Annotated in this window: 19 protein-coding genes; 13 read left to right on the forward strand and 6 right to left on the reverse strand. The window is 72.4% G+C overall.

Going from position 1 to position 18,159, the window contains the following annotated elements; all coding sequences use genetic code 11:
* The first annotated feature begins 21 nt into the window (after positions 1–21).
* The 3 genes from BSZ40_RS08395 to BSZ40_RS08400 are packed head-to-tail and all read left to right on the forward strand — an operon-like array spanning position 22 to position 1,032.
* Positions 22–357 carry a WhiB family transcriptional regulator gene (locus BSZ40_RS08395; RefSeq protein ID WP_073825201.1) on the forward strand — a complete coding sequence of 112 codons (336 nt, stop codon included), beginning with the start codon at positions 22–24 and terminating at the stop codon, positions 355–357.
* Between the two features lie 52 nt (positions 358–409).
* The gene (sp36, locus tag BSZ40_RS11620; protein WP_124853191.1) at positions 410–577 is read left to right on the forward strand and encodes a Sp36 family protein; all 168 of its coding nucleotides are present in this window, start codon (positions 410–412) and stop codon (positions 575–577) included.
* On the forward strand, positions 574–1,032 hold the full coding sequence (locus BSZ40_RS08400) for a RidA family protein (RefSeq protein WP_073825203.1): 459 nt from the start codon (positions 574–576) through the stop codon (positions 1,030–1,032). Before sp36 ends, BSZ40_RS08400 begins: the two co-directional genes overlap by 4 nt.
* Positions 1,033–1,109: 77 nt before the next feature.
* On the opposite strand, the gene BSZ40_RS08405 is transcribed toward BSZ40_RS08400, so the two are convergent.
* The gene (locus tag BSZ40_RS08405) at positions 1,110–1,787 is read right to left on the reverse strand and encodes a Crp/Fnr family transcriptional regulator (protein ID WP_073825205.1); all 678 of its coding nucleotides are present in this window, start codon (positions 1,785–1,787) and stop codon (positions 1,110–1,112) included.
* 174 nt (positions 1,788–1,961) lie between these two features.
* Here BSZ40_RS08405 and nth point away from each other — a divergent pair, with 174 nt between their 5' ends.
* Positions 1,962–2,639 carry an endonuclease III gene (gene nth / locus BSZ40_RS08410; protein ID WP_073825208.1) on the forward strand — a complete coding sequence of 226 codons (678 nt, stop codon included), beginning with the start codon at positions 1,962–1,964 and terminating at the stop codon, positions 2,637–2,639.
* The gene (locus tag BSZ40_RS08415; RefSeq protein WP_073825211.1) at positions 2,636–4,099 is read left to right on the forward strand and encodes a glycosyltransferase 87 family protein; all 1,464 of its coding nucleotides are present in this window, start codon (positions 2,636–2,638) and stop codon (positions 4,097–4,099) included. Before nth ends, BSZ40_RS08415 begins: the two co-directional genes overlap by 4 nt.
* On the opposite strand, the gene BSZ40_RS08420 is transcribed toward BSZ40_RS08415, so the two are convergent.
* The 3 genes from BSZ40_RS08420 to BSZ40_RS08430 form a co-directional block, all read right to left on the reverse strand.
* Entirely contained in the window at positions 4,053–4,916 is an 864-nt protein-coding gene (locus BSZ40_RS08420) for an alpha/beta fold hydrolase (protein WP_073825214.1), read from the reverse strand. The two genes, BSZ40_RS08415 and BSZ40_RS08420, sit on opposite strands and share 47 nt — an antisense overlap.
* On the reverse strand, positions 4,913–8,794 hold the full coding sequence (locus BSZ40_RS08425; protein WP_073825217.1) for a hypothetical protein: 3,882 nt from the start codon (positions 8,792–8,794) through the stop codon (positions 4,913–4,915). The genes BSZ40_RS08420 and BSZ40_RS08425 overlap by 4 nt, the downstream gene beginning before the upstream one ends.
* A 75-nt stretch (positions 8,795–8,869) precedes the next feature.
* On the reverse strand, positions 8,870–9,676 hold the full coding sequence (locus BSZ40_RS08430) for a formate/nitrite transporter family protein (protein WP_073825220.1): 807 nt from the start codon (positions 9,674–9,676) through the stop codon (positions 8,870–8,872).
* Positions 9,677–9,793: 117 nt separating this feature from the next.
* Between BSZ40_RS08430 and BSZ40_RS08435 the strand changes: the two genes are divergently transcribed.
* Positions 9,794–10,603: a hypothetical protein gene (locus BSZ40_RS08435; protein WP_073825222.1), complete on the forward strand. Its 810-nt coding sequence runs from the start codon at positions 9,794–9,796 to the stop codon at positions 10,601–10,603.
* Positions 10,604–10,630: 27 nt separating this feature from the next.
* Here BSZ40_RS08435 and BSZ40_RS08440 read toward each other — a convergent pair whose 3' ends face one another.
* The gene (locus BSZ40_RS08440; protein ID WP_073825224.1) at positions 10,631–11,425 is read right to left on the reverse strand and encodes an HAD family hydrolase; all 795 of its coding nucleotides are present in this window, start codon (positions 11,423–11,425) and stop codon (positions 10,631–10,633) included.
* Positions 11,426–11,609: 184 nt separating this feature from the next.
* Between BSZ40_RS08440 and BSZ40_RS08445 the strand changes: the two genes are divergently transcribed.
* From BSZ40_RS08445 to BSZ40_RS08455, 3 genes are read left to right on the forward strand one after another with little or no spacing between them, the layout of a single operon-like run.
* Positions 11,610–12,440 (forward strand): hypothetical protein, encoded by an 831-nt coding sequence (locus BSZ40_RS08445; RefSeq protein ID WP_073825227.1) that lies wholly within the window; start codon positions 11,610–11,612, stop codon positions 12,438–12,440.
* Positions 12,422–13,756: a TadA family conjugal transfer-associated ATPase gene (locus BSZ40_RS08450; protein WP_073825229.1), complete on the forward strand. Its 1,335-nt coding sequence runs from the start codon at positions 12,422–12,424 to the stop codon at positions 13,754–13,756. Before BSZ40_RS08445 ends, BSZ40_RS08450 begins: the two co-directional genes overlap by 19 nt.
* Positions 13,753–15,123 carry a hypothetical protein gene (locus BSZ40_RS08455; protein WP_143180921.1) on the forward strand — a complete coding sequence of 457 codons (1,371 nt, stop codon included), beginning with the start codon at positions 13,753–13,755 and terminating at the stop codon, positions 15,121–15,123. The genes BSZ40_RS08450 and BSZ40_RS08455 overlap by 4 nt, the downstream gene beginning before the upstream one ends.
* Before the next feature lie 4 nt (positions 15,124–15,127).
* Here BSZ40_RS08455 and rsgA read toward each other — a convergent pair whose 3' ends face one another.
* Positions 15,128–16,219, reverse strand: a complete 1,092-nt coding sequence (gene rsgA / locus BSZ40_RS08460) for a ribosome small subunit-dependent GTPase A (RefSeq protein ID WP_158020883.1) — start codon at positions 16,217–16,219, stop codon at positions 15,128–15,130.
* 220 nt (positions 16,220–16,439) lie between these two features.
* Here rsgA and BSZ40_RS08465 point away from each other — a divergent pair, with 220 nt between their 5' ends.
* From BSZ40_RS08465 to BSZ40_RS08480, 4 genes are all read left to right on the forward strand, one after another.
* Positions 16,440–16,682 (forward strand): DUF4244 domain-containing protein, encoded by a 243-nt coding sequence (locus BSZ40_RS08465; protein WP_084542742.1) that lies wholly within the window; start codon positions 16,440–16,442, stop codon positions 16,680–16,682.
* A gap of 1 nt (position 16,683) precedes the next feature.
* A complete protein-coding gene (locus tag BSZ40_RS08470; protein ID WP_073825233.1) occupies positions 16,684–17,085 on the forward strand; it encodes a TadE family type IV pilus minor pilin in 402 nt (133 codons plus the stop codon).
* Positions 17,082–17,525: an Rv3654c family TadE-like protein gene (locus BSZ40_RS12400; protein WP_084542744.1), complete on the forward strand. Its 444-nt coding sequence runs from the start codon at positions 17,082–17,084 to the stop codon at positions 17,523–17,525. The genes BSZ40_RS08470 and BSZ40_RS12400 overlap by 4 nt, the downstream gene beginning before the upstream one ends.
* Positions 17,526–17,613: 88 nt before the next feature.
* Entirely contained in the window at positions 17,614–18,030 is a 417-nt protein-coding gene (locus BSZ40_RS08480) for a hypothetical protein (RefSeq protein WP_073825234.1), read from the forward strand.
* Positions 18,031–18,159: the final 129 nt, after the last annotated feature.

Raw genomic sequence — 18,159 nt, forward strand, 5'->3', positions numbered from 1 at the left:
ACAGACATGCAAGGGGAAGTAATGTCAACGGCGACGGAGACTTCGTGGACGCTGGAAGCGCTATGCGCCACCATGGACCCGGACGCCCTGTTCGTGCCTGGCAACGAGCAGCGGGCCGCCCGGCGGGCCTGCGAGATGTGCCCGGTCCGGCTGCAGTGCCTGGCCGACGCCCTCGAGTCGGGGGCTGATTACGGAATCTGGGGCGGTTTGACGGAACGCGAGCGCCGCGCCCTGCTGCGGGCCCGCCCCGATATCGAAGACTGGGAGTCTTGGCTGCTGGGTTCAGAAGACGACCTCGCCCGCGAGCTGCGGGCCCGGCGCCGCCCCAAGGTATTCAGCTTCCGCCGCACCTCGTAGCTGCCCGTCCGCAGCCCCCATCGCCCGGTCGGTCTCGGTAGCATCATCACCCATGACAACTCGTTGGGAATACGCCACCGCGCCGCTACTCATTCACGCCACCAAGCAGATCCTCGACCAGTGGGGCGAGGACGGCTGGGAACTTGTCCAGGTCGTTCCTGGTCCGCAGGGTCCCGACACCCTCGTCGCCTACTTCAAGCGCCCCAAGGACGCCCAGTGACCTCGCTCGCCGCCCGGCTGCGGCAGGTTGAGCTGCCGCACGTGGCCGCCCCGGTGGCGGCCTACGTCCCGGCCGTGGTGTGTGGCGACCTGGTTTACACCTCCGGCCAGTTGCCGTTCGTTGACGGGGCGCTGCCCGCCACCGGACACGTGGGCGAGGGGGAGGGCCTGGTTAGCCCCACAGATGCGGCCGCTTACGCTCGGCAGTGCGCCCGCAACGCCCTGGCGGCCGCCGCGGCCGCGGTGGGGGGTGCGGACAAGCTGGGGCGGGTCGTGAAAGTCACCGGTTTTGTCGCCTCTCACCCGCAGTTTGGTGGCCAGGCCGCCGTCCTCAACGGGGCCTCGCAGTACCTGACGGAGCTTTTCGACTCCCCGCACGCCCGCAGCGCGGTCGGCGTGGCGAGTCTGCCGCTGAACAGCCCGGTCGAGGTGGAAGTCATCTTCGCCCTCGCCTGAAGGGCTGGCCGAGTGCACGACGCAGCCGGGGTGGGGCTGGTCTTTACCGCCCCCACCCCGGCTGCGAGTGCGTTAAGTCAGCGGGCGCGCCGCGTCAACCGCTCGATGTCGAGCAGGGTCACCGCCCGGCCCTCCAGGCGGATCCAGCCGCGCGAGACGAACTCGGCGAGCGACTTGTTGACGGTTTCGCGGGAGGCGCCCACCAGCTGGGCAAGCTCCTCCTGCGTGAGGTCGTGCGGCACGTGGGTGCCGTCTTCCGTGCGCGAACCGAACTGGTCGGCAAGGTCAAGCAGCGCCTTAGCAACCCGGCCGGGCACGTCCGAGAACACGAGGTCTGCCAGCTGCACATTGGTCTTGCGCAGCCGCTGCGCGAGCGCGCGCAACATCAACTTGGCCAACCGGGGGCGCTCGTCGATAAACGCCATGAGCGCCGAGTGCTCCAGCACCAGCATGTGCGTGGGGGCGACGGCCGTGGCGGTGGTCGACCGCGGGCCCGGGTCGAACAGCGTCAACTCACCGAGAATTTCGCCGGGGCCCAGCACCGCAATGAGCTTTTCGCGCCCGTCCACAGAAGTGTGTCCCAGCTTGATCTTGCCGTCGGACAGAATGTAGAGCCGGTCACCAGGGTCGCCCTCGTGGAAGAGGGTTTCGCCGCGGCGAAGCGACGTCTCATGCATCATGTTGCGAAGAGCCGCGCGGTCCTCTTCGGGGAGGTCTGCGAACAGTGGAACGTTCGCAATCACTGAGGTGTCCATCGGTCCCCAATCTGATAGTGAGTTTGCCTGCTTAGTCACATCTTGCCACTGTTTTGCTGCAAACGTCACAACCAGCTCGCGGCGGCGCCTATTTTTGCCCCACCGGCAGGCCGATCACTGCCCGCCTAGACTGCTAGAGGCACGGTGCGCGGTGGTAGCGGATGGGAGGAAGAGATGCGAGCAGGAACCAAGGCGCAGGTCCGTGAAGTTATGCGCATCCTGGCCGAGACCTACCCCGACGCGGCCTGCGAGCTGGACCACCGCAATCCGTTCGAGTTGCTAGTGGCGACCGTACTTTCTGCCCAGTGCACCGATGTGCGCGTCAATGCGATAACCCCGGCGCTATTCGCCGAATACGGTGACGCTAAAGCGCTAGCGAAAGCACCGCCGGACCAAATCAGCGAAATGGTTCGCCCCTTGGGTTTTGCCTCCCGCCGGGCGGCACACCTGACCGGTTTGTCTCAGCAACTGGTGGCGCAGCACGACGGCCAAGTTCCCGCCGACCGGGCTGCGCTGGAAGCCTTGCCGGGCGTCGGCCGCAAGACTGCCAGCGTCGTGCTCGGCAACGCCTGGCAGCTGCCCGCCCTGCCGGTGGATACCCACGTCGGGCGGGTGGCGCGACGGCTGGGGCTGACCCGCGCCACCGACCCGCTGGCTGTCGAGGCGGATTTGACTCGGTTGCTGCCGCCGGAGGAGTGGACGATCGCCTCCCACCGACTAATCTTTTTGGGGCGGCGGGTGTGTCACGCCCGCGCGCCTCGCTGCGGCGCCTGCTCCTTGCGGCAGCTGTGTCCCCGCCGCGGCGTCGAGACCGCAAGCACTCCCACCCGGAAGGCTGACAACCGCCCGTGATACCGCCCGCCTTGCGTACCTGGTGCCGAAACCACCAGCTCACCGTCGTCTCGCTAACCGCCTGGCTGACCACCCGCCTGTACCTGCTGTCAGCGGCCGCCGGGGTGGATAACGACCCCACCTACTACTTCACCTCCCTGCGGGACGCCGCCGACGGCTGGCAGACGCTGCGGGAGTACCCGGTGGCGGCCGTGGGGCTCATGCGGGGGCTTAACTTCCTTGCCGGGGCAGACCTGGCCACCTTTCGGATCCTGTTCCTGCTAGTTAACCTCGCCTGCGATCTAGCGTTCGTGTGGCTGCTGCTGCGCCAGCCCAACCCGTGGCGCCACCTGGCCGTCTGGGTCTGGATCGTGGGGGTTGCCTGCCTGGGCGGGTTCATCATGTACCGCTTCGACTTGATTCCCGCCACCTTGACGGCGGGCGCGGTGCTATTGCTGGTCGGGCGGGACGCTGCCGGGGCCCGCCGCAGCGCGGCAGCGGGGGCGTTGCTGGCTTTGGCGATCAGTTTGAAGCTGTGGCCCGCCGCGCTGGTGCCGGTCTTGTGGGCCGCGGCGCGCCGTCGGCTGCCCTTCCTGGCCGGTCTCACGGCAAGCCTGGCGATTTTGACCGCCTGGGCGGTGGCCGTGGCTGGTGGGGAGCGGTTCTTGTCGGCGCTCACCAATCAGGGCGAGCGGGGGCTACAGATCGAATCCGTGTGGGCAACCCCGGTGCAGCTGCTGCGCTACTTCGATCCGGGCGCCGCGTGGGCGGAGTGGGAGTTCGGGGCCATTCACCTGCACGGAACCCTGGTGGGGCCCATGCTGGCGCTATCCACGGCCGCCACCGCGCTGGGAGGCGCCTACATCCTGGCCCTGGCGTGGCAGCTGGCCCGCCGCCGTCCCCCGGCGACCGCGGCCTTGGCGAGCCTGGTCACCGTGCTGATCGTGGTGGCCTCGTCGGCGGTGTTTTCGGCCCAGTTCGTCATCTGGGCGCTGCCGCTGGCCAGCCTTGCCCTGGTGGTAGCCGGGCCCGACGACTGCCCGGCAGGCGGGGTGCGCCAGTGTTTGGCGGCCCGCCGCAACTACCTGTTGGGGGCAGGCGGGTTGGTGGTGCTCGCCTGGTTCACGGGGTGGCTCTATCCCGTGGTGTACGACGACTTCCTTGCCTTCGGTCCGACCCCCATCCAGGCCCGGGGCCTGCTGGTGCTGCTGGTCCGCAACGTGCTGTTTGCCGGCTTGACGGGCTACCTGGCGATGCTGACCTGGCGGCAGCTCGCGGCAGAGCCGCAACCAAGCGCCAACATCGGGGACACAGGACCGGGCCCGGGGGCCGCCGGAGTCGAGCCGACTGCTGTCGCGCCCGCCGCCGCAGGGGCGGAGGCGGTCGCCGTCCCAGAGGCGGACGACGGCGCGGCAGGTGGGGCGGGGGACGGCGTCAGTCGTGGTGCACCTGCCGCAGGAAGGCCAACAACGCTGCGGTGACCGCCGCCGGGGCCTCCTCCGGGAGGAAGTGGCCGGCCTCCGGTACCGCGACCACCTGCACGCCGCCGGGCGCGAACTGCGGATCGAGCGCGTACTGCCGGTGGCCCGCTAGCGGGTCGGCCTCGGCCCGCAGTGACAGCACCGGCACCTGGATTGGGGTGGCGAGCTCCGCGCGCGTAGAGCGCCGCAGCGTCGAGACCCGCAGGTGCTCCAATGCCGCCTCGGCAGCCCGCGGCTGGGCCATGGCCGCGCAATACGTGTCGGCCGCCTCCAGCACTGCTGCGCGGCTGGCGGGGGCGCTCCACTGGGTGAGGACGTGCCGCACCAGGCGCCCGTCGCGCAACCGCCGCTGCGGTAGCAGCGGCATCTTGAACCGGAGGTAACGGCCGAGCCCGCGCACGGTCACCCCACGCCACGCGCGCGCCCCCAGCGGGTGGGGGGCGCACACCGTGACGATGGCCTTGACCCGGCGGGAAGCCAACGGCGTGAGCCAAGCGATGGCACCGCCCACGGCATGTCCGACCACCACCACGTCCTGCAGCGCGAGCGCGCGCATCACCCCGGCCACGTCCCGCGTGAGATTAACCAGCTCGTAGTTTTGTGGCTGCTTATCGGAGTCCCCGAAGCCGCGCAGATCTAGGGCGTACACCCGGTATCCGGCCGCGGCTAGCGCCGGGAGCTGGTGGCGCCACGCCCACCAGGTCTCCGGAAAACCGTGCAGCAACAGCACCGGCCTGCCGTCGGCTGGGCCAGCTTCCACCACGTGGAACTGCATCCCGGCAGCGGTGATCTGCCGGTGATTCCAGGTCTCCGTCACGACGACTGGCGGCGCTGCAAGGCGTCCAGGCTCGCCTGCTCTCTTTGCCCTTGGCGGCGGGCACCATGCGAGATCAGGCCGCCGAACAGCATTATTGCCCCGAAGAACAGCAGCTGTCCGGAGATAGTGGCCACCAGCAGCAGGAACGCGACGGAGGGCCAGAAAGAGGCCTGGGTGAGCATGTCGTTAATGAGCGGCTCCAGGGGCGAGAGGAATATTTCGGGTAGTAGCAACGCCAGCAACCCAACTGCGCTCCACACGGCGCCCACCACCAGCAGGCCTGCTGCCGACCAGCGGCCCGCCAGGAACACCACGGCCAGGAGCAGCAGCCCCACCACCAGCTCTAGCAGCGGCAAAAGACCGGGCCGGGTGACCGTGAATTCTTGCTCATACACCTGGGTCACCGTGGTGCCCATGAGCCGGTTCGCCGCGTCCCAGGTGAGGCCCCAACCCAACGGGGCCAGCACGAGCGCCACCAACAGGCTCCACCAGTGGGCAGAGCTACGGGACAGGGGCGCGGGCTGCACCGACGCACCGTCCAGCACCGCCTCCGGGCGGGTTGCCGTCGGCGCGGGGCGGGGGCGGCGCGGCTTAATGTCGTCGGGGCCGAGCGGCTGCCACGCGGGGGCCTCCTCCGGATCGGCGGTGGGCAGCTGCGCAGTTTCGGCAGCCGTTTCGGGCACCGACGCGGGGCCGGTGGCCGTGCTCGTGAGGCCGAAACCGCGGGGAGCGGTGGGCGGGGCGACGGCGTCGGCCGCCTCCGCGGCCTTCTCGCCAGGTTGCCACCCGGTGGCCGGCTCGGCTGCGGCCTGATAGTCCGCGTCCGCCAGCAGGCCCTTGTCCGCCACCAGGGTGTCTTCGGTGGCGCTCAGGCTGGCCAACGGCGCCGTGCGCTCTTCCTCGGTGTCGACGAACCTGGTGGGCTCGCGCTCCGCGGGGGCGGGGGAACCTGACAGGGAGGCAGCCACGTTGGCGGCAATCTCGTGCACGGTCGGACTGCTGCTGGGCGTCTCGCTGAGCACCGGGGGGTGCGGGGACGTCAGGCGGGGCCGCTTGCCGGTGAGGGCCGCGGGGCCTTCCCCGCTGTGGCGCTCACTCGTGCCCCGGTGGGGGGCCCCGTTCTCCGCGGCCAGCAGCTCCCGACGGCTGCGCCGCCGCACCGGGGCCGGGGCCGTGGCGCTCGCCGCCGGGCGGTCGCTCTCCTTGTCCGGTCCGGGGGTCGCTGCCGCAGGTGCGGGGGGGCTCTCGGGTCCCACCAGCTCGTAGGCGTCGTCGTACACCAGGTTCGGCGTGCTGTCGGTAGCGGGCTTGCTGGGCTCGCGGGTGCGGGCGGCGGACAGCAGCGAGTAACGGCGGATGGCTGTGCTGTCGACCTCGCCCGGGTCCGGCGGCGTGGCGCTAGGGGCCGACGCCTCCGGCGCCGGTTCATCGGTGGGCGGCACCGCGGCGGCGGGCGGCTGCTCCGCGGGCGGGGTCTGCTCGCTTCCCGCAGGCTCGGCGGCGGGAGTGTCCGTGGTCGACTGCGCGGCGGCCTCGGCTGGGTCGACTGGCCGCCGGTACTCGGCGTCCAAGGCCCGCATCCAGGCGTCCGACGGTGCCGCGTCGGCCGCGGTCGGCGCGGCGGCGTTTAAGGGGTAGCCGTCGCCGACCGCCTGGGCGGCGGTGGGCTGCTCCTCGGCAGCGGGTACGGATCGGCGGGGGGTGGCCAGCGGTTCAGTGGCCGGGGTCGCGGGGGCGGGCACAGCGGGTCCCTTTGCCGCCGGGTGCGGCGCGGGCGCGGCGTCCACCTCCGCCGGGGTGACGGCCGCGTCCACCTCCGCCGGGGTGACGGCCGCGTCCACCTCCACCGAGGTCGGGGTCTCCGCAGCGTCCGACACCGCCGCTGCGGCCCGCCGCGCAGACTGCGGCGCCGACTCTGCGGGGGTCGACTCCGCGGGCACCGCCGACCGGCCCAGGGCCGCCTCAGTTGCCGCCAGCGACCAATCCGGGGGCGAGTCCTGCGCAGGCAGGTCCTTTGCCGGCTCCCGCCCGAAGGGCGCTGCCGCCTCGGTGGTCTCCCGCGCGGGGGCCGCGGACGCGTCGGCAACCGGCGTGACCTCCGGCTCCGTCTCGGTATGCACCTGGAACGTTTCCGGTTCCGCCTCGGACGGGGTCGGCGCGGGCTCCGGGGTCTGGGAGGGGAAAGGCGGAGTGGGCTCCGCCGCCTTGGCCGCAAGCTCCGGCGGGGTGACCGGGGTGCTTGGGGCGGCCGGGCTGGGCGGTGCGGTAGCGGCCGCTGCCTGCGTGGCCGCCGCGTCGGAGGGCACGTCTTCCTCACTCGGCGGCACGACGGCGGGCCGCTCCACGGCGGGGGAGGAATCGGTCGCAGAAGCCTCCGCCGGGGTGCCGAGGTCCGCGGGCAGGAGCGCAGTTGCGCCAGCTGGAGTGTCCGGAGCGGCACCGCTGCCGGTCCCATCCGCCGCCGCGAACTCCGGCACAGCGGCGGCGGAGGGCTCCGGGGCGAGCGGCGCGGGAGCAACGGCCTCATCGGAAACCTTGGCGGGGTGCGGTTCGCCAGCCGGGGCGGCGCTGGCCTCGGCAAGCTGCGCGTCGCCGTCCGGGGTGGCTGACTCCGCCTCGCCAGGGACGGGGTAGGTGGGGGCCGATGGTCCATCCCCCGGGGAGGCAGTCTCCGCCTCGCCGGGGGCAGGGGTCGGCTCGACGTTCGGTTCTGCCTCCTGCGGCGTCGGACTGCCCGCACCCACCGGGACGGGTGCCACTGGCTCCTGCCCGGTGTCCTCCTGCTTGGTCTCGGGCGTCGCTGATGCCGCAGCGGTCTCACCCGCCGGGGCCGAGGCGGGCGGCGCGGCCGCCGTGGCGGTCGAGGGCGACTCATCGTCGGCCAGCGGGGCAGGGGCCAGCGCATCATCACTGCTGGCCGGGCCAGCCTCCGCGTCCTGTTCGCCAGGGCCGTCAACGCCCGTCGTCTCCGCGACCGGGGCAGACGCCTGCTCCGGCGCGGCAGTGGCCGCCATCTCAGCGGCTGGTTCCTGCTGCGCAGCGGATGCGTCCTTTCCAAGCGGGGCAATCTCGCTGCTGGCGCGTGTGGTGGTAGGCGGCTCGTCGTCGGCCGTCTCCCCCAACTCCGGTGCGGCGGTGGGGGCCGGTTGCTGGACCCGAGCGGGCACAAACGACGACGGTGCCGCCAACATCTCGGTGCGCAGCTCCTCGGCCGGGGTCGCCGACTGGGCGTTTGCCTGCGGCTGGGCCGTCTCCACCGGGTCCGGCGGGGGAGCAGTGGGCTGCGGCGGTTCGGTCAGGGCCTGTCGAAGGGCCGCCAACGACAGCCCAACCGGGCTGGTGGGTACCTCGGCCTCCGCCTGCCGCTTGACCGCCAGGGGCCAGGAGGCAGCCGGCAGGCCACCACTCGACGTGGCGCTTTCGGTTTGCGCAGTCTCCCCACCTGACGACGGCTTGCTAGCGGCCGCCGTCGGCCTCCCGCGGCGTGCCTTGGCGGCGGCAGTGGTTGATCTAGGCGCAGCAGGACCCACACCCGCCCAGCGCGGCAGGCCGGTCTGCGGGCCGCTAGCCAAAAACTCGGCCACCGACAAACGAGCCGAATCTTTGCCGGCAGGCGCGGCGCCGTGCGCGGGCGGGGAGGAGGCGAAGACCGGCTTGGCCACAAAAATGGACTCCTCGGCCAAGATCTCGGTGCCCGCCGCGTCGTCCCCATCAAAATCGGGGGGCGAGACGATGGTGGGTTTGTCGGCGGGGATGTCGTCGGCTGGCGCTGGGCCCGCCGTCCCCTGCCGGGTAGGTGGCGGTGCAACTGGGTCCTGCTCTGGCCGCATGTACCAGGGTACGGCCTCTCCGTTGAAGTCGTTGCGGGGCTCGCTCATGTCAGGCTCCTTGCAATACCGATACGCCTGGCGTTAATCAAACCATCATTCCAGCCTTAAGGAGCACTGGCGCGCCTAATGAACATCCTCCGCCAGCTCTTTAGCGGCCGCCGTCCGATTAGCGACCAGCAGGTAAGCACCGCCAACAAAGACCGCGCCGCCCACGAGGTTACCGGCCCCGACGACGACGTAGTTGCGCGCCATCTCCGCCAAGGTCACCGCTTCTACGCCCTCCAGCCAGGCCAGCGACAGCGTCGTCATATTGGCCACCACGTGCTCGAATCCCGAGGTCACGAAAGCCACCAAACACCAGGCCATGAGCAGCATTTTCCCCACCGCGTGCGCGGTGCGGGCCTGCGACCAGATAGCCAAACACACTAGGACATTGCACATGATGCCGCGCGTAAACAGCGCCAGCGTTGACTTGTGGGCCTTGCCGGCGGCCACCGCCGCCAGCATGTCGCCGGGTGCGGTGCCCGCATCAAACACCCCGGTGCCCCACACCACGAGTGCCAGCACCAGGCAACCGAGCAAATTGCCGACCAGAATCAGGGCCAACGTCGAGGCGGCGCGCGGCCAGGTAAGCGCCCGCACCCCAACCGCCTGCGGCAGCGCCATCATCGCGCTCGTGGCCAACTCCCCGCCCGCAAAAACCACCAAAATCAACCCGATACCAAAAACCAAACCCTGCACGAGGGCGGTAGCCGGGTGGCCCGCAAGAAAGAAGGGTCCAGCCGCCGTAAACATTAAAATATCGGCCAGGCCGATAAAGGCGCCGCCGAGCATGGTTGCCACCAAAAAGGCGGCAGGTCGGGCGGTGAACTGGGCTTTGTGCAGACCCGCGCGGGCCTGCGTAGCGAGGGATTCATTCAGGCTAAGCACCCCAGCATTCTGCCTGGTTCGGCCCTGGCCGCAACTGGGACCGGCGGCCCGCCTCGGGCGGCCCGGCAGCCCGCCGGTTCCCTCGGCACAGCGGCGGCGGGCCCCTAGAGTTGGGGCGTGGACGTAGAAGAGGCCGTGCGGGCGCTGGCGGACCTGCCCGGGGTGGCGGCGGCCCAGACGCGGGTGCGGCAAGCCGCTGCCGAACTGCGCTGGCACGAGGCGCTGCGGCGGCGCTGGCGGGAAGCCCGCGCAGAGAATGCGGTGCGCACCGCCGTGAGCCTGGCGGCCCTGGCCGGGGCCCGGGTCCCGGCAGAGGTGCTGCGTCCGCAGCTTGCTGCCGGACAACTGGTGACCACCCCCACCACCCGCCCGGCCGAAGCCGTGGCGCTGAGGGCCTGGCATGCCTGCGTGAGTGTGGTGGACCAGTTCGCCCCCCTCGCGGGGCGGCCGCAGCGGCAGTCCCCCCTGCCGCTGCCCCAACTGTTGGCGGGCTGGCATCGCTGCTTGCTAGGCCCCCAGGCGGGTGGTGAGGCGGCCGAGATCGCCCGCCCTCGGCCCGGCAGTCAGGCGCGCCTGCGGCAGGTGGTCGAGGTGGTGGCCGCCAACGGCTCGGCCCTGGTGCGGGCGGCGGTGGCTTGGGGGGAGCTGGCGAGCGGCCAGATTTTTGCTGCGGCGAGCGACCAACTGGGGATCCTGACTGCCTGGTACGTGGCGGTAATCTCCGGGCTGGAGCCGACCGGCGTCGTCCATCCCGCCCTCCTGCCGGTACAAGAGCCCGCCGGTTACGCCGCCGCCCGGGAGGCTTACGCCAGTGGCACCGCCGCCGGGGTGGCGCAGTGGATCGACTTCGTGGCCCGCACCTACTTGGCGGGCGCCGCTGAGGGGCGGCAGGTGTGTGACCAGGTGCTGGCCGGCCGCACGGCCTGACCGCCGCCCGCTGGTGGGGAGCCTGCCCTAGCGGCGGCGTTTACGGCGCCACAGCCACCCCAGCAACAGTCCGAGTCCAAGCGCCGTGAGGGCCGCCGCCCCCGAGAGGGTGCGGCGCCGCGGCAGGTTCACGGCCCGGTGGAAACTAAGGATGCGCCAGTTACGGGCGTTGGCTTCGGCGCGCAAAGCCCGGTCCGGGTTGACGACGTACGGGTAGCCGACCGCCTCCAGCATCGGCAGATCCGTGATCGAGTCGGTGTAGGCGTAACACTGGGAGAGGTCGTAGCCGTGCGCGGCGGCCAGCTCCACTATGGCGTCGGCCTTGGCCTGCCGATACATGTAGCGGGCGATACCGCCGGTGTAGCGTCCGTCTTCTTCTTCCAAAACGGTGGCCAGCGTGTGGTCAACTCCCAACCGGGCGGCGACCGGGTCCACGAAGTCCTGGGCGCTGGCGGAGACGATGACGATGTCGTGCCCCATCTCCCGGTGCAACGCGATCTGCTCCAGCGCCTCGACATGCACCTGCGGCTCCAGGTAGCGGTCGAAGGCATCGGCGACCACGCCCCGCAGTTGCCCGGCATCCCAACCGCGCACCAGGGCGGTGAGCTGGTCCTTCATCCGCATCGTTTGGTCGTGGTTGGTGCCCACCAGGGCGTACTGCAGCTGGGCCACAACCGCCTTAATGACGGTGACGTTCGTCAACAGTCCCGAATGCAGTAAGGGCCTGGTCATCGCCAGGGTTGAAGAGGTGGCGATGATGGTCTTATCCAGGTCAAAGAACGCCGCAACGCGGGGGCGGGAACGGGGGATGAGGGCGCTCACGCCACCAACCTAGCGTGATCAGCTGGATCGTGGGTGTGAATGCCGAGGTAGCCCCCGAGCGGCGGTCAGCTCGGGGCGGGGGAGGGGCGGCACTATATATCCACAGGGGCGTGCAGCCGCAGGTTATCCACCGCCGCCCGGGGCTAGGCGACGGTCCGGGCCGGGCGGGCGGCACGATGAGGCGATGCAGACCGCGCACCTGACCACCGCCGACACCCGCCTGGCTGCCACCGTGCAAGACCTCGCGGAGCTGGCGGGCTGCCAGCTAACCGTCACGCCCGGCCCGGGTGCCGCCAGCTGGTTGACCACCCCGCGGGGGCGCGTGCGCCTGGCCACCGCCGCCACCGATACGCAGGCTAGTTTGCTGCTGCCCGGCGACGCCGACACCCTGGTGGCGTTGCTGCGCGGTGCGGCGCGCCCGCAACCCGTGGTGCTGCTGCGCGGGCTCGGCCCGGGCTGGGCGGCCCTGCGGCCTAGCCTGCAGCTGGCTGCCGCCCGGGGGGCGTGCCTCCTGGACGCGCGCGCCGCCGGATTCGTGCCCGCGCCGGGCCTGGCCTGGGGAGATATCGCTGCCGGGGCCCGGCACCTGCGTGGTGCCGCCTTGCGGGCTGGGCTCGGCAGCCTGCGGGGGGTGGGCTACCTGGCGGGCGACGCCCGGGGTGGTCCCCCGCAGACCGCCGTGGTGGCAGCCGTGGTGCGGGCCCTGGCAGAAACCGCCCCGGTGTTCGTAGTGGCTGACGACGACGCCCTCGCGCCCCACATAGACCTCACGTGGGGTTGGGATCCCGGCGGCCCGGGGGCGCTGGCCCGCGCATTAGCGTTGGCCCGCCTGCCCCGGCCCTTGATCTTCGCGGTGGCCTGCCGTGATCGGAGGTGGCGCCGTGCGGTGGCGGCGCAGGTGGCTGCCGAGCTGGCGGACCGCACCGCCCCGGTGCGGGTGGTGGGCTGGCAGCGTCCCCGGACGCTACTGCGGGTGTTGCGGGAGGTGGAGGCGACATGCTGGGCAGACACCTGAGAGGGCGGGGGTTGGCCAAGGCACGGCACCGCGCGGCGCAGGCGCACGCGGCAGGGCAAACAGGGGCGCGCACCGCGCAAACGGGCCAGGGTGAGGGCAGCGTCGTGCGGGCGGTGGCCCGCGGGGCGAGCGTGACCGCCGCGGTGGCGGCCAATGCCGGGCCCGGGGCCGACGTCGTGCAGTTGGCGGCCGAGCTGGCCCGCACCCGGGCGGAGCTGGCGGGCCCGGGGCCGCTGCTGGCCGGACTGTTAGCTGACCAATCGATAACCGACGTGTTGGTTAACGGCCCGGAGGTGTGGGTGGATCGGGGTGCGGGCTTGCACAAGCTACCCACGCAGCTGGACCCGAACGACGTCGCCCGCACCGCTACCCGCCTGGCGGCAGCCTGTGGGCGGCGCCTGGACGAGGCCTGCCCGATAGTGGATGCCACCCTGCCCACCGGCACGCGCCTGCACGCCGTCCTGCCGCCCTTGGCGGCCAACGGCCCGCTGCTGTCGCTGCGCACCCACCGGGCGCGCGCCCTGTCCCTGCCCGAACTGGTGCGCAGTGGCATGGTCAGTCCCGCCCTGGCCCCCATCCTGCGGGCCCTGATCGCCCGGCGGCTCTCCGGCATGGTCTGCGGCGCCACCGGCACCGGCAAGACCACGCTGCTGGGCACTTTGCTGGGGCTGGTGGCGCCCACGGAGCGCATCATCTGCCTGGAGGAGGCCGCTGAACTGCAGGTTACCCACCCGCATGTGCTGCACCTGCAGGAGCGGGGAGAGAACGTGGAGGGCGCCGGGCAGGTTAGCGTGCGCGAGCTGCTGCGGGCCGCCCTGCGGATGCGGCCCGACCGGCTGGTGCTGGGGGAGTGCCGCGGCCCCGAGGTTATTGACGTGTTGGCGGCCCTCAACACCGGGCACGAGGGCGGCTGGGCGACCGTGCACGCGAACCGTGCGGAGGACGTGCCCGCCCGGTTGGTGGCTCTCGGGGCGTTGGCGGGCTTGGCTGCTCCGGTGGTGGCGGCGCAGGCAGCCAGTGCCCTGGACGTGGTGATTGGGCTGAAGCGGCAGGTGGGGGCAGGGGACGCCAGCGGTGGGCGGCGGGTGCGGGAGATTGCCTGCGTCAGCGGTGCGGACGGGACGCTTAGGTGCCCGGTGGCGCTGCGGGTGGACGACGCCGGGGTCGTCCACCCCGGCCCGGCGGTGGATACTCTGCGCGCTCGCCTCGGGACGCTCGTGGACGAGGCGCTGGCCGGGGTGCGGGGCGGGGCGGACGATAGCGACGAGCCGAACTGGTTGCCACCCGCGGCGGGGCTAGTGGGCCGGGAGAGATGAGCATGGTGTTGGCGGTTTTGCTGTTTGTCGGGCTGGTGTTGTGCGTGCCGTTGGAGCCGACTCGTTGGCGCGAGTTGCGGGCCGCCCGCGGCCGCCCGGCCCGGCGGCTGCGCCCCCGGCCGCCGCGGCCGGTGGACTTGGGGATGCTAGTGGTCGAGGTGGCGGCCCTGCTGCGCGCCGGGCAGCCCGCCCAGTACGCCTGGGGGCGCGCTCTTGCCCGCCACGGCCTGGTCGGCCCGCCGTCGGGCGCACCGGAGCTGGCAGCGGACGGCCAAACAGGGCCAGCGGGGGCGGGCGCGGCAGCTAGCGCGGCAACAACCGAAACCGCCGCGGCCGACCGCGGCGCGCGCGGCACCCGCGCGGCCGAATCCGCCGCGCCCGGCGCACCGCCCGGCGCCTCCCGGCTGCGTCGTCGCTGGCGACGGCTGGGGCAGTGGTTGATGGCGCCGCTCGGCTCGCCCCCGGTGCCCACCCGGGCCGCGGCGGGGCAGGGTGACGTTGACGACGCCGTGCCGCCCGCCCTGCTGGACGCCCTCCGGCAGGCACGCGCCCCCGCCCCGCTGTCCCACCGCTTCCAGCCCGCCGCCCGGGCCCGGCGGGCGGTGCTGGCCGGGGCCCTGCCCGGGGTCATCGTGGCCTGCCGGGTCTCGGCAACCGTCGGTGCGCCCCTCGCCACCGTCCTTGATCAGGTCGCTGACAGCATCACCCGCGCCGGGGAGACCGCCGACGAGCGGCGCGTGCAGTTGGCAGGCCCGCTGGCCACCGCCCGGTTGCTGCGCTGCCTGCCGCCCTGCGGGCTACTACTAGGGCTGCTCCTGGGCGCCAACCCGCTGGTGGTGTTGACCGGCTCCTTTTTCGGCTGGGCCTGCCTGATGGTGGGCGGGGGCTTAGCGCTGGCCGGGTCGGTATGGATCGGCCGGATAGTGGCCGCCGCGGAGGCCCAACAGGACCGGGTCGATCCGGCGGTGCTGGTGGACGTGGCCCGCGCCTGCCTGCAGGTCGGTTGCGGGGTGCCGGGCGTGGTGCGCTGCCTGGGGCTGGCCGCCCGCGACCCGGCCCTGAGCGAATGCGGCCACATGCTGCTGCTCGGCGCCCCCTGGGCCGCGGCCTGGGCCGAGGTTGACAGTTCCCTGCAGCCGCTGGCCGCTGCCTTGGAGCCGGCCTGGGTGGACGGGGCAGCCCCGGGAGCGCTCCTGGCGCGCGCCGCCCACGGGCTGCGAGCCACCCGGGTGCGGGCGGCCCGCACCGCAGCTGCTGAGCTCGGCACCAAGCTCCTGCGTCCCCTGGCAGTGTGCCTGTTGCCGTCGTTCATTGCCCTGGGAATCGTGCCCGTCATCCTCGGCGGGGTGCTGGCCTTTCTCGGCTAGCCGCCTACTTGCCCTTCAACCGCATGACCCCCCGGCGACCGCGCGTGTTGTCCCGGCTGGCCCGGCGATCCTGTGCGCGAGCCAGCCGGGCGTCTTGGCGCTGGGCCAGCCGCGCCGATTCTTGCTGCAAACGCAGATAGCGCGCCACCCGCTCGGCCTCCACCTGGCCGGTGGCCACGGCCGCCTGCACGGCACAGTCCCGTTCGGAACCGTGCCCACAATCGGGGAAGCGGCAGTGGGCGGCCAGCTCCGCAATGTCAGCGAAAGCATCGTCGATCGCGGCCGCATCGGTGGTGGCGGCCAGGGCACGGATGCCCGGGGTGTCGATCAGGTTGAGCCCCTGACCGGTGACTAGCTGCCGACTCGTCGTGGTGTGTCTGCCCTTCCCGTCGCCCGCCCGCACCGCCTGGGTGGCCAACTGCGTGCCCAGCAGAGCATTGGTGAGCGTCGACTTGCCGGCCCCCGAACGGCCAACCAGCACCGCCGTCGTCCCGGACGGTAGCAGGGCGCGCAGGGCCCGCAGGCTGGCGGGGTTGTGGGCGCTGACCGCCAGCGCCTGATCGGTGTGGCGGCCGAGGTCAGTCACCACAGCCGCCGCCTGCGCGGGCGGCACCAAGTCGGCTTTGGTCAACACCAGCCAGGCCTGCATCCCAGCCGCACGCGCCAAGGCGGTGAAGCGCTCCACCCGCCCCGGCGTCGGCGGCGGTGAGAAAGGCTCCACGATCAGGAGAATGTCCACATTGGCCGCCACCGGCTGGCCGAGGCTGCTGCCTGTCGCCGAGGGGCGCTCCAGATAGGTGCGGCGGGGCAACACGGTCGCCACCCGCATCTGCGCGGCGCTGGCCCCGCGCACGGCCAGCCAGTCACCCACTACGGGCGGCCAGTCCGCCTGTTCGGCGGTGTGGCCCGGTAAGGCCAGGTCAAGGCTGACGACGGCGGGGGCGGCCGCCGGGGACGGCGGCAGGAGCGCGACTTGCAGCGCGCCACGATGCACCGCCACCACTCGCCCGGCCTGCAACTCGCTTCGTGCGGACAAAGAGGCCACCGCCAGGTACGCCTGCCACCGCTGATCCCAACCCAGTTCCTGGTACTCCATACCCTGCCTTACCACCACGCGGTGACAACCAGCTGCCGACCACCCAGAAGAACCTAACGCACGCACGGCACTTTGGGCGCTGCAGGCTGAGTAATTCGGCCGCGTGCGGATCCACAGGGAGGGCCGGGCGGCGTGTCGTCCACCGGCGGCAGGCCGCGGGTGACAGGCCCGCAGCGCCCCGCGCACCCTGAGGGCCCCAACTACCCGTCTAGGAGGAATCATGCTGCAGCTAGTCACCTACCTCACCCTCGCGCTCCCGCAGCGGCTAGCGGCCCGGGTGCGCGCCACCCTGACCCGCCGCCGGGCGGGCCGCCCGGCCGAGGCAGGCATGGCCACCGCCGAATACGCCGTCGTCACCCTGGCCGCCGTCGCTTTCGCCGCGCTCTTGCTCGGCATCATGCGCTCCGGCGAACTCCGGGAGGCCCTGCTCGGCATCATCAAGTCCGCCCTCAGCGTCGAATAGCATGCGCTGCCTGCCATGCCGCCCCGCCCGCCGCCCGGCCGGTCCCCGCCCGGCCCGCGGCGGCGAGCGGGGCACGGTCACCGCCGAGTTCGCCCTCGTGCTGACGGCCCTGCTGGTGCTGGCCGTCTTCCTCGCGGCGGTCGGGGGCGCGGTGCTGACCCACACCCGGGTCGGCGATGCCGCCCGCACCGCCGCCCGCCTGGCCGCCCTGGAGACCCCAGTGGGCCAGATCAGCGCCGCCGTCGCCGCGGTCGCCGGGAGCGAGGCGCGCCTGACCTGGGCGCGGCAGGGCGGCTGGGTCAGTGTCACCGTGCAGGCCCCCGTGCGCGGCCCCCTCGGCTGGATGCTGCCCGCCGCGCGGGCCACCGCCCACCTGCCCGCTGAGCCCCAGGAGTCCCCGTGACCGGCCCGCACCAACTTGACCCCGCCCCGCCGACCAAGCTCGCCCCGGCGAATCCGGCCCGACGGTCGGGATCAGCAACGAAGGAAACTCCCCGGGGCGGCACCAATTGTCGGTCCCGCGATCGCGGCTCAGCCACAGTCGCCGGACTCGGCATCGCCGCGCTCGCCCTAGCGCTGGCGTGGCTCATCCTCGCCCTCGGCGCGGCCCAAATGGCGCGCACCACCGCCCAACGCGCCGCCGACCTCGCCGCGCTCGCGGCCGCCACCGCCCTGCACAGCGACGGCTCGGCGTGCGCGGTGGCCGCCCAGGTGGTGGCCGCCAACGCAGCCGGGCTGGCGGCGTGCACGGTGGAGGGGGAGGACGTGGTGGTGCGCACGGTGGTGACGGCTCCCCTGGGCGTGGGGCAAGCGCGGGCAGTCGCCCGCGCCGGGCCCCGCTGAGCCGCGGGCAAACGCAGGCGCGTTTGCTGCTGCCGGTGCGGGGCCCGACAATGGGCGTAGCCATCGACTGCGTGTGCAAGGAATCGTGATGCGGCATCGCCACTATCAGCCCAGCTTGTTCTTGGTGCTCCTGGCCCTGGCGGTCCCGCCCGCCCTTGTGGCAGCCCTGGTACTAGCCCGAGGCGACCAGCAGCACTACCTTCGCGTGTTCGCGTTTACCTGCGCCGGGGTGGCGGCCGTATTCGGCGGCGTGGCGTTGGCGTACCGGTTCTGCCGGGGGCGGGCGCGGCGGCGCGCCGCCGCAGCGGTGCTGTTGGGGGCGGCGGGCGCGTTCCTGGCAGCGGCGGGGTACACGCTCGCCCACCTAGGGGAGCTACACCGGCAGACCAGTGACTCGGCCCCCGGGCAGGGCTTTCCGGTGGTGCTGCTCGTCGTCGGCCCTCTGCTGCTCGGGGCGGTGAGCGGCGCGGTCGGCTGGCGGGTCTGGCGCGGCAAACCGGAGTGATCAGCCGCCCGCCCGCCCACAAGGGCGCGCGGGCCTGGACTTGCGTCGGGCAGCACAGCTTCCACTGCCGCCTGCCCGCCCACAAGGGCGCGCGGGGCAGCTGGCGCACTGCCCCGCGCTAAATGCCGC

This window comes from Buchananella hordeovulneris (genome assembly GCF_001907235.1).
GTDB classification, from domain to species: domain Bacteria; phylum Actinomycetota; class Actinomycetes; order Actinomycetales; family Actinomycetaceae; genus Buchananella; species Buchananella hordeovulneris.

Bases quoted from the DNA above. Each gene is read 5' to 3' on its own strand.
- BSZ40_RS08395 (WP_073825201.1), top strand. From the start codon at position 22: ATGTCAACGGCGACGGAGACTTCGTGGACGCTGGAAGCGCTATGCGCC.
- sp36 (WP_124853191.1), top strand. From the start codon at position 410: ATGACAACTCGTTGGGAATACGCCACCGCGCCGCTACTCATTCACGCC.
- BSZ40_RS08405 (WP_073825205.1), bottom strand. From the start codon at position 1,787: ATGGACACCTCAGTGATTGCGAACGTTCCACTGTTCGCAGACCTCCCC.
- nth (WP_073825208.1), top strand. From the start codon at position 1,962: ATGCGAGCAGGAACCAAGGCGCAGGTCCGTGAAGTTATGCGCATCCTG.
- BSZ40_RS08425 (WP_073825217.1), bottom strand. From the start codon at position 8,794: ATGAGCGAGCCCCGCAACGACTTCAACGGAGAGGCCGTACCCTGGTAC.
- BSZ40_RS08445 (WP_073825227.1), top strand. From the start codon at position 11,610: ATGCAGACCGCGCACCTGACCACCGCCGACACCCGCCTGGCTGCCACC.
- BSZ40_RS08450 (WP_073825229.1), top strand. From the start codon at position 12,422: ATGCTGGGCAGACACCTGAGAGGGCGGGGGTTGGCCAAGGCACGGCAC.
- BSZ40_RS08455 (WP_143180921.1), top strand. From the start codon at position 13,753: ATGAGCATGGTGTTGGCGGTTTTGCTGTTTGTCGGGCTGGTGTTGTGC.
- rsgA (WP_158020883.1), bottom strand. From the start codon at position 16,219: ATGGAGTACCAGGAACTGGGTTGGGATCAGCGGTGGCAGGCGTACCTG.
- BSZ40_RS08465 (WP_084542742.1), top strand. From the start codon at position 16,440: ATGCTGCAGCTAGTCACCTACCTCACCCTCGCGCTCCCGCAGCGGCTA.
- BSZ40_RS08470 (WP_073825233.1), top strand. From the start codon at position 16,684: ATGCGCTGCCTGCCATGCCGCCCCGCCCGCCGCCCGGCCGGTCCCCGC.
- BSZ40_RS08480 (WP_073825234.1), top strand. From the start codon at position 17,614: ATGCGGCATCGCCACTATCAGCCCAGCTTGTTCTTGGTGCTCCTGGCC.